Raw genomic sequence first — 14,675 nt, 5'->3', positions numbered from 1 at the left:
GTTAGCCGCCAATTTGAGACATAGTGCGCTGGTAGGATCCCTGACCACCTTTATCCCGTCCTTTGAAGTTGATTTCCGGCTTGAGCACCAGCAAATCTTGCACCTGCTGACGGAGCCTATCGGCAGGGATCCCGGCTCGCAGCGGATCCCTGAGGTTGATCTGGCCGGATTCATTCAGCAAACAAGGTCGTAACCAACCATCACTGGACAAGCGCATACGGTTGCAGCGATCACAAAAGCACTCAGACATCTGGCTGATAAACCCCAACGTGCCCTGTGCCCCCGGGATCCGAAACACATCCGCTGGTCCATTGCCCGCCACAAATCCAGCCTCTAGGCCGAAGCGGGCGCGAATCCGTTGCCGCAAAGTTTCTGAGTTCACCCAGCCGATGTGGTCGAAGAGGGGGCCGTTGCCGATAGGCATAAACTCGATGAAACGCACATGCCACCGCCGCTCTAGGGTGAGGGCGGCCAGATCCTCTACTTCCCCTTCGTTGACACCAGGAATCACCACCACATTCAATTTGAGGGGATCGAACCCCACTTGGTGAGCGGCTTGGATCCCGGCCCAAACCTGCCGCCAGCGATCCCGCCCCGTGATTTGCCTAAAGGTATCGGCATGGAGGGAATCCAGACTGATGTTGATACGGCGCAAACCAGCATCGTACAGGGGTTGGGCCTTTTGGGCCAGGTTAAAGCCGTTGGTGGTCAGGGCCACATCCTCGACTCCAGGCAAGTGGCACAGGGTATGGATCAAATCTTCTAAGCCCGGTCGCAACAGCGGCTCCCCGCCGGTGAGGCGAAAGCGATCGATGCCAAGGGGCAAAAAGACCTCTTGAATCAGGGTGAGAAGTTCCGCATCGGTGAGGCGCTCTGGGGTTTGCAGCCATGCCAACTCTTCTTCGCTGGGCATACAGTACTGGCAGCGGAAGTTGCAACGGTCGATCAAACTGATGCGCAGGTAGTTGACAACAGACATAGAAACGCTGGCCTAAAGAGAGGGATCCCCATGCAGAACCCCCGGTCGTCCAACACAGGCTCGGAGGAACACCTATTCACGCTCGGAATTAAAATCTCATTGTAGGTTCAACTTTTGGGGGCCTTGGGATGGAGCACGCCACCGCCAGCCTCTACTTGGTGGCCACCCCGATCGGCAACCGCGAAGACATCACCCTGCGGGCCCTACGCATCCTCAAAGAAGTGGATTGGGTAGCTGCAGAAGATACCCGTCATTCCGGGCAGCTACTGAAGCATTTTCAGATCTCCACCCGCCTGATTAGCTATCACGAGCACAATGTTGCCCAGCGGATCCCGGAATTCTTGGGATACCTGTCGGTGGGGCAGTCGGGGGCTTTGATCAGCGATGCCGGTACACCGGCCATTTCTGATCCGGGGGAAGAATTGGTGCGCGCTTGTATCCAGACAGGGATCCCGGTGGTGCCCATACCCGGCCCGGTGGCTGCCATGACGGCTTTGATCGCCTCCGGTCTCTCGACGCGGCGCTTTGTATTCGAAGGGTTTCTGCCCAGCAAACCCAGCCAGCGGCAAGCCCACCTCAGACAATTGGCCCAAGAGCCGCGCACCCTGATTTTCTACGAGGCCCCGCACCGTATCTGCCAAACCCTGCAAGACCTGATCGCCTGTTTTGGCTCTGATCGGCAGGTGGTACTGGCGCGCGAGCTGACCAAGCTCCACGAAGCGTTTTGGCGGGGATCCCTGGCCGCAGCTCTGGAGCATCTCAAAACTCAGCCTCCCCGCGGGGAGTTCACCCTCTTGATCGAGGGGTATGCCAACTCAGACAAGGGCCTCAGAAAACCACTCTCAGAAGCTGAAATTCGACAGGAACTGGCCCAGTTGCTGGCTAGAGGTTTATCTCGTTCGACCGCCAGCCGTCAGTTGGCCCAGAGTTTGCAGGGATCCCAAATTTGGACGCGGCGACGCCTGTACGATTTGTCTTTACAAATCAAGGCAACTGATGCAGAACACTCAGACCCTTTCCCTTCAGAAGGCGATGATGCGGATTTTACTGGTGGATGATGAGGTAGAGCTGGCGGATTCGTTGGCCCAGCAGTTAACCCGAGAGGGCTACAGGGTGGATGTGGCCTATGACGGTGGGCGGGCCTGGGCACTCCTCCAGACAACGGGATCCCTTGCGGACACCCAGACTTCCCCAGCGCCTCCCTACGATCTGCTGGTGTTGGATTGGATGTTGCCAGGGCTGTCAGGACTTTCTCTATGCCAGCGGGTACGGCAGGTGGATCGCGCCACACCGATTCTGTTTTTAACTGCCAAAGATACTCTGGATGACCGCGTCCAAGGGCTAGATGCAGGGGCGGATGATTATTTGGTGAAGCCGTTTGAGTTGCGGGAGCTGTTGGCACGGGTACGGGCTTTGTTGCGGCGGGCGGGATCCCCAGAAGGGATCCCACGGTTGCACCTGGGGGATTTGGAGTTGGATCGGGAAAACCAGTCCGCCTATCGCCAAGGGCGAATGATCAGCCTGTCGCAAAAAGAATTTCGCCTCCTGGAGTATTTCATGACTCATCCGGGACAGTTGCTCACCCATGACCAGATCTATAAGCAGGTGTGGGCGGGCGAGGAGCCACCCAGTAGCAATGTTTTGGCGGCCCAAGTGCGTTTGTTGCGTCGTCGCCTGCGCCTGCCCGGATCCCCAGAGTTGATTCATGCAGTATATGGCAAAGGGTATCGCTTTGGGCTCCTGGGGGAAGAGCTACAAAAGCCATAAAAAAGCCTCCTGTGAAAAGGTTTCTTCAGAGGATCTTCAGAGGATAGATCCCCCATTTTTGAAGGCTCTCGTTAAGGGTTTACAGAATCTTTGATCTTTGACAAGAATTACCATTGAATAATTTTTTTCTGGACGGCTGTCATACACATGGCAACACGGGCATTGATCTCATCCTCAGACTCAAAGATATCTAGCTTCTCTTTTAATCTTTGAATACAGTTTTGTACAGTCTTCTTACTGGTATGAATGCGGTCAGCAATCGCTTGATCGGTGAGGGCTTCTTTACAGAGTAAATTCAAGACTTCGATCTCCCGCTCTGTCAATTTGGTCAGACCACGCAATTCACGCGGCATCCGTAACTCCCCATTCAGGGCACTTTTGGCCCCCTCTAAAAACACGGTGCGCCGTTCCATCTTGTTAACAGCCGCAAATCCACCCTGGTGCTTGCTGATCAGGCCCACCAAGGGGGTCAGGAGCAACGGCTCACTGGAGTAGGCCATCACATTCAAGGTGGGATAGGTCTCGAAAATATGGCGCAAAAACTCTAGCCCCGGTTCGGCAGATTGTTCCCCGCTGGTTTGGCCATAGAGCAAGTCGGACACCACCAAATCCGGCTCCTCTCGCTGCAAGCGCAGGATCCCATCCATGGGGTTGGTTACCGTAATGCATTGGGCATCCGCTGCAATCCGTTGTAGCCACTCGCAATTGTTTTGGGCTACTTCTGGGTGATCTTCAACGATCAAAAATTTGAGCGGGGCAGTTGGGCTTTCAACCTCAGACATCAATCCATTCCTCGATTGGTTGTGCTGGCATGGCTAAGATTCCTTCACTGACAAGGGATCCAGACCAAAATCAGTGACCCGTTAGGCTATCCCAGTGTAACCCCTGACCGGGATCCTGAGTTGTGCAGGGCAAGACCAAAATGAACGGGTTAGGCTGGAGAGGATGTCAAGGGGATCCCATCCGTGGTACCACTGCAAGATCGCAACCCAACCACCCGCACAGCTTATGTCACCTATGCACTGTTGATCCTCAATATCTTGGTGTTTATCTATGAGTTAACCCTTTCACCACGGGAGTTGGCAGTTTTTTTCCGGGAGTGGGCGGTGGTACCAGCGGAGTTAACGGCCAGCTTCCAAGGGGAAGTCACCTCTTCGCTGCGTCCGGAATGGATAACCCTATTCACATCACAATTTTTGCATGGCGGCTTTTTACACATTGCCGGAAACATGCTCTTTTTGTGGGTTTTTGGCAACAATGTCGAAGATCGCTTGGGCCATGTGCGCTACCTGGTTTTTTATCTCACTTGTGGCGCCTTAGCAGCTTTAACCCAATGGTTTTTTGACATGGAATCCACCATCCCTTCGCTAGGGGCAAGTGGAGCAATCGCCGGGGTGTTGGGGGCATATATTTTGCGCTTTCCACAGGCCGAGGTGTTGACTCTGGTGCCTCTGGGTATTTTTATTACGACTATTTATGTTCCGGCCTGGGTATTTTTAGGTTTTTGGTTTGTGCAGCAGGCTTTTTATGGCATTGCCAGCTTGCAGATGACCACCAACATTGGCATGGAAGGGGGAGGAATTGCCTATTGGGCGCACGCGGGTGGCTTTGTGTTTGGGGCAATTTTGGGGCCGTTGATGGGGTTGTTTGCTGGCAAAAGCCCCTATGACCGTCAAGCTGCTTTGCGACAACAAGAGAAGGAAATACTTTGAGCCTTCCCGGATGAGGACACTTGCATTGGCCCATACACCTTAAATGAACATACACCCTAAATGAAATCTTGATGAGGAACAAGGGATGGTTGGCCTATCTGCCAAGTCCTTGATCCTAGTCCAACAAAAAGCAATCTCCTCGATCGATCTTCTGAGAGACAAACCGATAACTCTCCCCCAAAGCAGGATTCAGGCCCAACAGTTAAAGCAAAAGGGAAGGGAACGACTGAAACAGTTGATAACAAATAGAGTCTGTTCGCATCTGGATTCTTGACCTCTATGATGGGAGAACGCTTCGCCAATTGCTCATGCCGGATTCCACCTTCGTCATCACCACCCCGATCTACTACGTCAACGCTGCCCCCCATATTGGCAGCGCCTACACCACGATGATCGCGGATGCCATCGCCCGTTACCATCGCCTGCGAGGACAAGACGTACTCATGGTGACGGGTACTGACGAACATGGCCAGAAGATCCAACGCACCGCTGAAGAACGCGGGATCCCGCCGCAGCAGCACTGTGACGAACTCTCCGCCGAGTTTGTCAAGCTCTGGCAACTCTTGAATATCCGTCATGACCGCTTCATTCGCACCACGGATCCCCGTCATAAAGCCATCGTGCGGGACTTTTTTCAGCGGCTTTGGGATCAAGGAGACATCCTCACCGGGCGACAACAGGGCTGGTACTGTGTCTCCTGTGAAGAATTCAAAGACGAAGATGAACTGCTCGAGGGGGACTTCTGCCCGCTCCACCCCAACAAAAAAGTGGAATGGAAAGATGAAGAGAACTACTTCTTCCGCCTCTCCCGCTATCAAGAGAAACTGGAAACCCTCTACGCTGAGCACCCAGAATTTATTCAACCGGAAAGCCGCCGCAACGAGGTGCTCAGCTTTGTCAAGCAGGGCTTGCGCGACTTTTCCATCTCTCGGCCCAGCGTCTCCTGGGGGATCCCTTTCCCGACGGATCCCAGCCAGACCATCTATGTCTGGTTCGATGCCCTGATTAACTACCTCAGTGCCGCTCTGGATCCCGCTGACGAACCCATCCTAGACAACACCTTGCGCCGCTACTGGCCGGCAGATGTACATCTAGTGGGCAAAGATATTGTCCGTTTCCACGCCATTTATTGGCCGGCCATGCTCATGTCTGCCGGGTTGCCCTTGCCCAAACAGGTCTTCGGCCATGGTTTTCTCACCAAAGATGGCATGAAAATGGGCAAAAGCCTGGGCAACACGCTGGATCCCTTCGAGTTGACCGCCCAATATGGCCCCGATGCGGTGCGCTACTATTTTCTGACGCAAATTGAGCTGGGCAAAGATGGGGACTTCAGCGAAAGCCGCTTCATCGATGTGCTCAATGCCGATTTGGCTAACGATCTGGGCAACCTGCTCAACCGCACCCTAAACATGCTCAAGAAATACCGGGACTACCGCATCCCATCCGTCCGGATCCCGGACGATAACCCCCTCAAGGTTTTGGCCCAAACCCTCACCCCCCTCGTGGCCGAGGCTTACGAGCGGCTGGATCTCAGCTCCGCCGCCCAGAAAACCCTCAGTCTGGCCCAGGCCAGCAATAAATACCTGGATGAACAAGCCCCCTGGACGCTGCACAAACAAGGGAAAACCGAACAGGTGGCCGAGATCCTCTATGCCGTCCTAGAAAGTGTGCGCTGGGTAGCGGTACTGCTTTCCCCCTTGGTGCCGGATCTCAGCCTGAAAATCTTGCAGCAACTGGGGTTTACCTTGACCGATGCTACCCAGCTACGCTGGGATCCCGATGCTACCTGGGGGCAACTTCCCCCTGAGCAAGAACCCCAGCCCCCCACCCCCATCTTTCAGAGAATCCTCAAGTCAGAGCTTTCCTAATACAGCCTTTTCCGACTTTATAGACAACACAAAGCAAAGAAGAAATTTTTGTCGGACAAAGGGTTGATTTGCATCCGCTGTAGTATGTATCGCTGGAAAAGGCTGTAATCAATGAGTTGATCGGGGCGATGCGCGATCAGCCGGGAGCTGCGGCTAGAGAGCTGGCTTTACGCCACGTGGGGTTTGGGTTGCTCCAGGGATCCCTTCATCAAATGTTTGGATTTGTACTGAATTTATGTTAACTCTTCTTGCAAGAGTTATTCAGGAGACTTCCCATGCGCTATCACCCGCTCGGCCATAGCTCTTTGCAGGTTTCAGAGATTTGTCTGGGCACCATGACCTTTGGGCAGCAGAATACCCTAGCTGAGGCCCATGAACAGCTGGACTATGCTTTAGCACAAGGGATCAACTTCATCGATGCTGCCGAGATGTACCCTGTGCCCGCCCAAGCGGAAACTCAGGGAGCTACCGAACGCTACATCGGCGAGTGGCTGCACCATCAACAGCGGGATCAGCTGATTATTGCTACCAAAATTGCGGGCCCCGGTCGGCCCTGGCACTGGATTCGCAATGGATCCCTTTCCATCACCCGCGACAACATTAGACAAGCGGTGGCCGATAGTTTGCAACGCCTGAAAACCGACTACATCGACCTCTACCAAATCCATTGGCCAGATCGCTATGTACCCCAGTTTGGGGCAGTCTCTTACGATCCCAGCCGGGAGCGCCCTACGGTTCCCATTGCCGAGCAACTGGAAGCCCTGGCAGAACTGGTGCAGGCGGGGTTGATTCGCTACATCGGCCTGAGCAACGAAACCCCCTGGGGTGTGAGCGAGTTTTGCCACCTAGCCGAGCAGTTAGGTCTACCCAAGGTGGTCTCCATTCAAAATGCCTACAACCTCATTAACCGCATATTTGAGGTGGGGCTAGCGGAAGTGTGTCGTAGAGAACAAATAGGGCTATTGGCCTACAGTCCGCTTGGGTTTGGAGTGTTGACGGGGAAATACTTGGGGGGAGTAAAACCCCAGGGATCCCGTTTGGCTTTGTTCGAGAGCTTTGGTCAGCGCTATCTGAAACCCAATGTGGCGGAGGCGGTGGCGGGTTATGTGAACATTGCCCAAAAGTATGGCTTGACCCCAGCACAACTAGCTTTAGCCTTTGTGCGCAGCCGCTGGTTTGTGGCGAGCACGATCATTGGGGCGACTAGCTTGGCGCAGCTGAAAGAAAACCTCAGTTGCTTACAGGTGGAGCTATCCGCAGAGATGCTGGCGGAGATCGAAGCAGTACATCAGCGCTATCCCAATCCCGCTCCTTGATACAGGTTTTTCCCCGACTTCATGTAAGACATGAAGCTAAGCAGGTCGTTTCAGCGGTGCGGAGCACTGATCCTTGTCAGGCAGTAGATTCGCCTGCACTGGCTGAAAGGTATTACGGAAAAAACTACCCCAGTAGAGAACTTTTTCTGGGTTTTTCCGTCCGAAGGTAGTGTTTGTAGGAATGGATTCCGGATCCCTTCTGGTGGATAGTAGGGGTGAGGATCCGAAAGACAACCTTTGAGGTGTGAACGATGCGCGAGTTTTCCCTTTGGCACAGTTGGAAGACAGCGGCTCTGGTGGTGAGCTGTGGCAGCTTAGCTCTGGTGGGGGATCCCGTTTGGGGGCAACTGTCCGATATCAGCACCTACTGGGGTGCCCAGTACATCGCTGGCCTGAATGAGCGGCAGGTGATTGGCGGCTTTCCCGATGGCACCTTCCGTCCCAACGAATCGGTTACCCGTGCCCAATTTGCCGTTATCGTCACCAAAGCCTTTGGCCTAGATACCAACGTCCCTTCCCGCCAGTTTGCCGATCCGATCCCCAGTTGGGCAGCTCCCTCCATTGGCGCGGCAGCGGCGGCAGGGTTCGTGTCTGGTTTCCCCGACGGTACCTTCCGTCCCAACGATGTGTTGACCCGCGCCCAGGCAATCACCGTGCTCACCAAAGCGGCCACCAACGACAATTTCATTCAAGATGCCAACCAAGTTGAACAGATTCTGGCAGGGTTTGTGGATGCAGCGGCGGTTCCGAATTTCGCCCGTGCTCCGATTGCTACCGCAGCTCAAGAAAGTCTGTTGGTGCTCTATCCCAGTCCGGTACAACTGAATGCCCAAGCGGTAGCCACCCGCGGAGAAGTGGCCGCCTTGACTTACCAAGCCCTAGCCAAAGTGGGGCGGGTACCCAATCTCGATCCGCCGGTGGGCGCCGCCATCCCTGGCCCTGGCATCAGCACCGAGATCATCGCCGAAGTCACCCCTACCCCCGAGCCCTTGGTCACACCGGATATCCCGATTGAGCCTCTGGTGGAAACCCTGCCCACCGCACCAGAAGTGAACACCTTCTTCACCCGTGAACCCTTGGGATCCGTCAATCCGGGGGATACCTTTACGGTGTTTTTGTTGGGATCCCCGGGAGCGCAGGGGGTCTTCTCTATTCCCGGCATTGTCTACAACATTCCGCTGCAGGAAACCCTTCCGGGCCAATACGAGGGAACCTATACCTTCCGCAGCCAAGATCGAGCCTCAGAAGTACCTGTCTTCGCTCGTCTAGAACGGGGAGGATTGGTGACGCTGGTGCAACTGCCAGAAAAAACCATCTCGATTGGCCAAATCACCGATACCACCTTCCCTACCATCAGCGAGCTTACGCCTGCCAACGGGGCCACAGTAGAGAACCCCCGCCCAGTGATCTCGGCCCGTTTCCAGGATGCTCAAGGGATCGATCTCAATAGCTTTACGTTGCTGGTGAACAATGTGGATGTGACAGCCCAGGCCCAGCTCACCCAAACCACCTTTACCTATACCCCAGCCGAGCCTCTGCCCCTCAATCAGCCCACCCTGATCGCCGTCCAGATCTCTGACACCAGTGGCAACACCGCCATTCAGCAGTGGTCTTTCCGGGTGCAGGCAGCTACCGCCACCCCTACCCCTACTCCCACTCCCACTCCGACACCTACCCCTACTCCCACTCCCACTCCGACACCCACGCCAGAAGCAACACCGACACCTACCCCGGCAGCAACTGCCACCCCAACCGCAGAACCTGTGGTAGAGCCTTTGCCCTCTCCGGAAGGCCGTTCTCCTGCAGAGGCTGAGCAACCGGAGGCAGAAGCCGCAACAGAAGGGCCGGAAACAAGCCCGGAGATTGGGGATCCCTCTCCTGCACCCGAAACCCCAGCCCCTGAGGAAGCCTCTCCTGAGCCGGAGGAAACGAGCGAACCTTCTCCTTCCCCCAGTCCCTAGCGGGTCAAGTCTTAATAGTGTTTCAAGGTCTATTTTGATAAATTTATACCCCACATTTAGTGGTCAACGGAGAGGAGGGATGTTAAGCTACTGCCAGTCGTGACCTAGTGGGATCCATGAACCAAGCCAGCTGGATGCAGTCGCTGCAGACTGTGTTGCCTTGGCCCTCTTTGGTGCTGAGCGGGGTACTGTTGGTCGGTGCCATCGCGCCGGTTGCCGCCCAGGAGTTTGAGTTCACACCGCCAGGACAACCTGCCCAACCGGCAGTCCCCAGCGAGGGATCCGTTCCAACTTTGCCTTTGTTAACAGCCCCGCCTCCCGAAACTTCTGCTGCCCCACCCGCCCTGCCGGCTGTGCCACAGGTACCCCAACTGGGCTCGGATCCCGCCGCTCCGGTTTTGGATCCCAGTACGGCTCCGATTCCAGTGGTGCCTTTGCAGGCAGCTCCTGACCCCCAAGCCCCTCTAGGAGAAGCCTATTCCTATCAACGTCAGCCTGGCGTGAGCCCGGGTGGAGATCTCTCGGGGATGACTCGAGGTGAGTTGCCCTCCGGCACCACTATCCCCTTGACGGTTTACCGAGAAATCACCTTCCAGCCCTATCAAACAATCAACGGCAACCTGGAAGTATCCGATCCGGTGGTGGATCGATTTGGACAGGTGGTGATCCCAGCAGGTAGTGTAGTGTGGGGCACTTTTGAGCCGGTTTACCGCGAGATCGATCCCCTCAATCGGGTCGAAGAAAATGCCGATCCCCAAGAACGGATTGTCGGCAGCCGCTTTGTGGCCAACCGCATCACCATCGGCTCTTCCACCTACTTGCTCAGCGGTCGTTCTCCTCTGCTACGAGTTGGGTTGGATCGGAATGCTGATGTCGGTACAACGGTGGCCCGTGGGGCAGGATATGGCGCAGCTGGGGGATTGGCTTTGGGGGTGCTCACGGGTGGCATTGGCTTCCTGCCCATTCTGGCCGGTGGGGTAGCTGGAGCCGCTGCTGGCAGTACTAACATCGACCGAGTGGTGACATTGCAACCCAATACTTTGGTGGAGTTGGAATTGGCGGATAGCCTGATTATCCAATGACCCCTGAAGCGAGTTGAGGCTGGTCGGTAGAGTAGAAGAGAGCCCCCTCGGTTTTCCCTCATGGCCCTCTGGATCTACATTGTGCCCCCTCTGGCTGGGCTGGTGATTGGCTATTTCACCAATGACATTGCCATTAAAATGCTGTTTCGGCCCTACCGCCCTTATCGGGTTTTCGGTCGGCGCCTCCCATTCACCCCGGGTTTAATTCCACAGAATCAGCCCCGTCTGGCCAAGCAGATCGCCAACACAATCATGGGATCCCTGCTCACGCCGGAGGAACTGCACAACCTGGCCCGCAAACTGCTGCAAACCGAACGGATGCAGGCGGGGATCCGCTGGCTGCTGGGGGTGGCTCTGGATCGGCTGCAAAACCCGGAACAACAGCAGCAAACCGCTCAGGTCTTGGCCCGTATTTTGGCAGATCTGTTCAACGAGTCGTTACCGCGCTTGATCAAGGTGCTGGCTCGCCAGGAGGAATTTCTGGAGGGGCCGATCAACCAATTGTTCGACCAGGTGCTGCTGGATCTGCGCCTCAGCCGTGAGCAAGCCAAACAGCTCTCGGAGTGGATCTGGGAACAGGCGCTGCCCCCAAAAGTGTTGCGGCAAAACTTGGTGGACTTTCTTACCGACCGCAACATTGAGTCCCTAGATGAAGAGTTTCGAGAACGAGCGACGGGATCCTACTGGGTGGTGGCCAACTTGTTCGGCCTAAAAAATGCCCTGCTGCGATTGCGTACCTACTGTCTAGAAGATCCCGAGGGAGCCGAGGCCATTTTGGAGGGTCTACTGAAAGACATCAGCGCCAATCGCCGTCTGACGGAGATCTTGCAGAACCTCTCTTTACAAAATTTGCCAGTTTCCGCAGTGCGCCAGTTGCGCCGTACCCTACGGGACGGGATCCAAGATTACCTGCGGGCACAGGGGCCGGATTTGCTCCAGGGATTGGGCATGACGATCGACTGGGAAAAGGTAGCCAGTCTGGTGTTGGGGCGTCTACGTAACTCAAAGGTGCTGATCACCTCCATCGATCAGATCAGTGCTGACCTAGCTTTGGTGTTGGAACGCTACTTGGAACGGGATCTGGAATCGTTAATGACGCAGGTGATCCCAGTGTTGAATTTGGATCAAGTGATTACCGACAAGGTCAATGCCACCTCTCCCGCCGACTTGGAACAGGCCATTCAGCAGATCGTGCGTCAAGAGCTACAGACAATTGTCAACTTGGGAGGGATCCTCGGCTTGATCGTGGGCTGTGTACAGGTATTGTTTTTGCTCCTTTGATAGGGAGTGATAGGGGGGATCCCGGTCACTCGAACAGAGTTCTGTCGACCCAGTGGAACAGAGATCTATGGGTGGTTCTATGATGGTGGAATGAAATTAACGATTTTGCATACTTCTGACCTGCACGCTAATCTCCACCCCTGGAACTATTTCACTGGGGTACCTGCGGAGCATGGTCTGGCCAAGCTAGCCACCCTGATCAGGCGAGTGCGGGCTAAAACCCAGGATCCTGTCTTGTTGATCGACAGTGGCGACACCATTCAGGGATCCCCGCTAGCCACCTACTACGCCCAAGTGGAACGGGTCTCTCCCCATCCGATGGCCCAGGCCTTCAACGCCCTAGCCTACGATGCCTTCACCCCTGGCAACCACGATTTCAACTTTGGCCCACAGGTTCTACAGGACTTCGTCACTGATTTGAACTGCCCGGTGCTCTGTGCCAACATCCTCCGCCAAAACGGGGATCCTTTCTTTCAGCCCTACCTGATCCGAACTCTCCAGGGGATCCGTGTGGGACTCTTAGGTCTGACCACCCCCCGCATCGATACCTGGGAACGTCCCGATCACATCGTCGGCTTGCACTTTGCCCCGATTCTGGAAACGGCCCATCACTATCTGCCCCTGCTGCGGCCCCAAGTGGATGTATTGGTGGTGATCCTGCACAGCGGCCCCACCCATCTGCCCCCACAGCGCAGTCCCGAGCATTGGCGGACACCGGATCGCTCAGACTGGCGCAGCAACAAAAGCCTGACAGGAGAAAACGAGCTACTCAATCTCGCGCAATTAGAGGACATCAATGTCATCCTCTCCGGCCACACCCACCAAACCATTGCCGGACTGGAGCGGGCCAAACCCCTGGTGGTGCAACCCGGCTTTTGGGGTACCCATTTGTCGCTGGTCAGCCTGGAACTAGAACCCCAAGGGCAAGGTTGGCGAGTCCAGGGAGGACAAGTGGATATTCTTTCGGCAGCCGGGATCCCACCTGACCCAGAATTGTTGGCCCTCACGGCTCCCTATCATCAGACCACCTTGCGCTATGTCCATCAGCCGGTTGGATATGCCCGTGCGCCCTATCTTGGCGGGTTAGCTGCACGGCTGGGGGCCAATCCTCTGGCAGAACTGCTCCATCAAGCCCAGTTACAAGCAGTGCGGGAGGCTGGCTTTCCAGCGGAACTCTCCTTGGTCAACATTTGTAGCAGTACTAGCTTGGCAGCAGGCCCGATTCGCTTGCAGGATGCCTACAGTATCACGGTCTACGACAACACCCTCTGCGTTCTGGAAGTAACTGGCGATATTCTACGGCGGGCTCTAGAGCAAACGGCGGGCTATTTTCAGCAATTGGATCCCGACCATCTCCCGGCGGATCCTGCCGCTGTTGTTACCCCTGATGCCCGTGGCTATACCTTCGACCTCTACCACGGCATCGACTATCGCTTCGATCTCACTCGCCCGGTGGGGGAGCGTCTGGTTAACCTGCAGTTCCGCGGACGGCCTGTTGAACCGACCCAAACCTTCCGTCTGGCTATCAATCATTATCGAGCTGGCGGTGGCGGTGGCTACAGCATGTTCCAAGAGGCGGAAACCCTATGGATTTCAGCCGATAGCATCCGCGATTTTCTCGTCTACTACATCAACACCCACTCTCCCCTACAACCCCTCCACAGCCACAACTGGAGCTTGATTCCCGATTTGGCCGAGATCTATTTTCCCAATCGCTTCAGCCGGCCTCAGAAAAGTCTGCTGGTAGGCTAGAAAAGGGGCGACCCCGAAGGGATCCCCTATTCATCCCACTGGTTTCGAGGGAAGTCGGTAGAATACGATCAGCGCAGCGGCCCGGTTCGGCTCAGCTGACGTCTGATCTCGAAGTCTGCCCAACCAGGGATCCGCTGATATCACACCAATTGCTCACATTCTGCCTATTCAACCCATGACCTCTGAAGAAAAGCAACCGATGGCCCCAGAAGATGCCTATCCTGAACTACAGGAAGAGGAGATCGATGTGGAAGCGGAGCTGGAAAAGCTGATCCTAGAAGACAGTGAGGCAGAAACCGGTGCTACCCCAGGGGAAACCAGTGCCGAACCCACCCTCGCCCAGAGCGAAGCCCTGAAGCAGCTCCAGCACGAATTGGAAGTGATCCGGCAGCAAAGCAAGGAGAAAGAAGAATCCTATCTGCGCCTCTATGCCGACTTTGAAAACTACCGGCGCCGTACCCAACGGGAAAAGGAGGAATTTAGCCAAAAGGAACGGCAAAAGTTTGTGCTGGAGATCCTACCGGTTGTAGATAGCTTTGAGCGAGCCCAACAGCAGGTGAAGCTAGAAACCGACCGAGAGCGGGAGTTGCACAACAGTTATCAAAGTGTCTACCGTCTGCTGGTGGAGTCCCTGAAAAAGATGGGGGTATCCCGCATGAAGGCGGTGGGTCAACCTTTCGACCCCAATCTGCACGAGGCCATTGCCCGCCAACCCAGCAGTGAACACCCAGAGGACGTGGTGGTCACCGAGTATCAAGCAGGTTACAAGCTGGGAGATCTGGTCATTCGTCACGCCATGGTGGCGGTATCCGAAGGAAGCCCTGAGGCCGAAGCCACTGCCCATGAAGGGATCCCTGCCCAAGAGTCGTCTACCCCAGAGGCCTCACCCGAGCCAGAAACAAGTCTGCCCCCAGAAAATGAATGAATTGAACCTTGACAAGATAGGGTCTAAATGGT

General features: G+C 55.5%; 12 protein-coding genes. 10 read left to right on the top strand and 2 right to left on the bottom strand.

All coding sequences use genetic code 11. The annotated features are described in order from the left end of the window. Position 1 precedes the first annotated feature (1 nt). Entirely contained in the window at positions 2 to 979 is a 978-nt protein-coding gene (gene moaA, locus L1047_RS00515) for a GTP 3',8-cyclase MoaA (protein ID WP_235276626.1), read from the bottom strand. A 128-nt stretch (positions 980 to 1,107) separates the two neighbouring features. Between moaA and rsmI the strand changes: the two genes are divergently transcribed. Further along, positions 1,108 to 2,037, top strand: coding sequence for a 16S rRNA (cytidine(1402)-2'-O)-methyltransferase (gene rsmI, locus L1047_RS00510; protein ID WP_235276625.1), 930 nt, complete (start codon positions 1,108 to 1,110; stop codon positions 2,035 to 2,037). After that, the gene (gene rppA, locus L1047_RS00505) at positions 2,012 to 2,746 is read left to right on the top strand and encodes a two-component system response regulator RppA (RefSeq protein ID WP_328286012.1); all 735 of its coding nucleotides are present in this window, start codon (positions 2,012 to 2,014) and stop codon (positions 2,744 to 2,746) included. Before rsmI ends, rppA begins: the two co-directional genes overlap by 26 nt. Positions 2,747 to 2,853: 107 nt before the next feature. On the opposite strand, the gene L1047_RS00500 is transcribed toward rppA, so the two are convergent. After that, entirely contained in the window at positions 2,854 to 3,528 is a 675-nt protein-coding gene (locus tag L1047_RS00500; protein WP_235276624.1) for a LuxR C-terminal-related transcriptional regulator, read from the bottom strand. A 183-nt stretch (positions 3,529 to 3,711) separates the two neighbouring features. Here L1047_RS00500 and L1047_RS00495 point away from each other — a divergent pair, with 183 nt between their 5' ends. The 8 genes from L1047_RS00495 (at position 3,712) to grpE (ending at position 14,643) form a co-directional block, all read left to right on the top strand. After that, the gene (locus L1047_RS00495) at positions 3,712 to 4,458 is read left to right on the top strand and encodes a rhomboid family intramembrane serine protease (RefSeq protein ID WP_235276623.1); all 747 of its coding nucleotides are present in this window, start codon (positions 3,712 to 3,714) and stop codon (positions 4,456 to 4,458) included. A gap of 308 nt (positions 4,459 to 4,766) precedes the next feature. Beyond that, the gene (gene metG / locus L1047_RS00490) at positions 4,767 to 6,326 is read left to right on the top strand and encodes a methionine--tRNA ligase (protein WP_235276622.1); all 1,560 of its coding nucleotides are present in this window, start codon (positions 4,767 to 4,769) and stop codon (positions 6,324 to 6,326) included. Between the two features lie 275 nt (positions 6,327 to 6,601). Beyond that, the gene (locus L1047_RS00485) at positions 6,602 to 7,642 is read left to right on the top strand and encodes an NADP(H)-dependent aldo-keto reductase (protein WP_235276620.1); all 1,041 of its coding nucleotides are present in this window, start codon (positions 6,602 to 6,604) and stop codon (positions 7,640 to 7,642) included. A gap of 251 nt (positions 7,643 to 7,893) precedes the next feature. After that, positions 7,894 to 9,603, top strand: coding sequence for an S-layer homology domain-containing protein (locus L1047_RS00480; protein WP_235276618.1), 1,710 nt, complete (start codon positions 7,894 to 7,896; stop codon positions 9,601 to 9,603). Between the two features lie 116 nt (positions 9,604 to 9,719). After that, positions 9,720 to 10,685 (top strand): hypothetical protein, encoded by a 966-nt coding sequence (locus L1047_RS00475; RefSeq protein WP_235276616.1) that lies wholly within the window; start codon positions 9,720 to 9,722, stop codon positions 10,683 to 10,685. 60 nt (positions 10,686 to 10,745) lie between these two features. Beyond that, positions 10,746 to 11,966 (top strand): DUF445 domain-containing protein, encoded by a 1,221-nt coding sequence (locus L1047_RS00470; protein WP_235276614.1) that lies wholly within the window; start codon positions 10,746 to 10,748, stop codon positions 11,964 to 11,966. A 90-nt stretch (positions 11,967 to 12,056) separates the two neighbouring features. Continuing rightward, on the top strand, positions 12,057 to 13,718 hold the full coding sequence (locus tag L1047_RS00465) for a bifunctional metallophosphatase/5'-nucleotidase (RefSeq protein WP_235276613.1): 1,662 nt from the start codon (positions 12,057 to 12,059) through the stop codon (positions 13,716 to 13,718). 175 nt (positions 13,719 to 13,893) lie between these two features. Next, complete coding sequence (gene grpE / locus L1047_RS00460; protein WP_235276612.1) at positions 13,894 to 14,643, top strand: nucleotide exchange factor GrpE; 750 nt, start codon at positions 13,894 to 13,896, stop codon at positions 14,641 to 14,643. Positions 14,644 to 14,675 lie beyond the last annotated feature (32 nt).

The organism is Synechococcus sp. Nb3U1 (assembly GCF_021533835.1).
Lineage (GTDB): Bacteria > Cyanobacteriota > Cyanobacteriia > Thermostichales > Thermostichaceae > Thermostichus.
The sequence above is the reverse complement of the archived record's forward strand: the minus strand, read 5'-3'. Positions and strand labels throughout refer to the sequence as shown.

What these genes read in the sequence shown, in the direction of transcription:
- moaA (WP_235276626.1), bottom strand. Translation starts at nt 979, where the DNA reads ATGTCTGTTGTCAACTACCTGCGCATCAGTTTGATCGACCGTTGCAAC.
- rsmI (WP_235276625.1), top strand. Translation starts at nt 1,108, where the DNA reads ATGGAGCACGCCACCGCCAGCCTCTACTTGGTGGCCACCCCGATCGGC.
- rppA (WP_328286012.1), top strand. Translation starts at nt 2,012, where the DNA reads ATGATGCGGATTTTACTGGTGGATGATGAGGTAGAGCTGGCGGATTCG.
- L1047_RS00500 (WP_235276624.1), bottom strand. Translation starts at nt 3,528, where the DNA reads ATGTCTGAGGTTGAAAGCCCAACTGCCCCGCTCAAATTTTTGATCGTT.
- metG (WP_235276622.1), top strand. Translation starts at nt 4,767, where the DNA reads ATGCCGGATTCCACCTTCGTCATCACCACCCCGATCTACTACGTCAAC.
- L1047_RS00485 (WP_235276620.1), top strand. Translation starts at nt 6,602, where the DNA reads ATGCGCTATCACCCGCTCGGCCATAGCTCTTTGCAGGTTTCAGAGATT.
- L1047_RS00480 (WP_235276618.1), top strand. Translation starts at nt 7,894, where the DNA reads ATGCGCGAGTTTTCCCTTTGGCACAGTTGGAAGACAGCGGCTCTGGTG.
- L1047_RS00475 (WP_235276616.1), top strand. Translation starts at nt 9,720, where the DNA reads ATGAACCAAGCCAGCTGGATGCAGTCGCTGCAGACTGTGTTGCCTTGG.
- L1047_RS00470 (WP_235276614.1), top strand. Translation starts at nt 10,746, where the DNA reads ATGGCCCTCTGGATCTACATTGTGCCCCCTCTGGCTGGGCTGGTGATT.
- L1047_RS00465 (WP_235276613.1), top strand. Translation starts at nt 12,057, where the DNA reads ATGAAATTAACGATTTTGCATACTTCTGACCTGCACGCTAATCTCCAC.
- grpE (WP_235276612.1), top strand. Translation starts at nt 13,894, where the DNA reads ATGACCTCTGAAGAAAAGCAACCGATGGCCCCAGAAGATGCCTATCCT.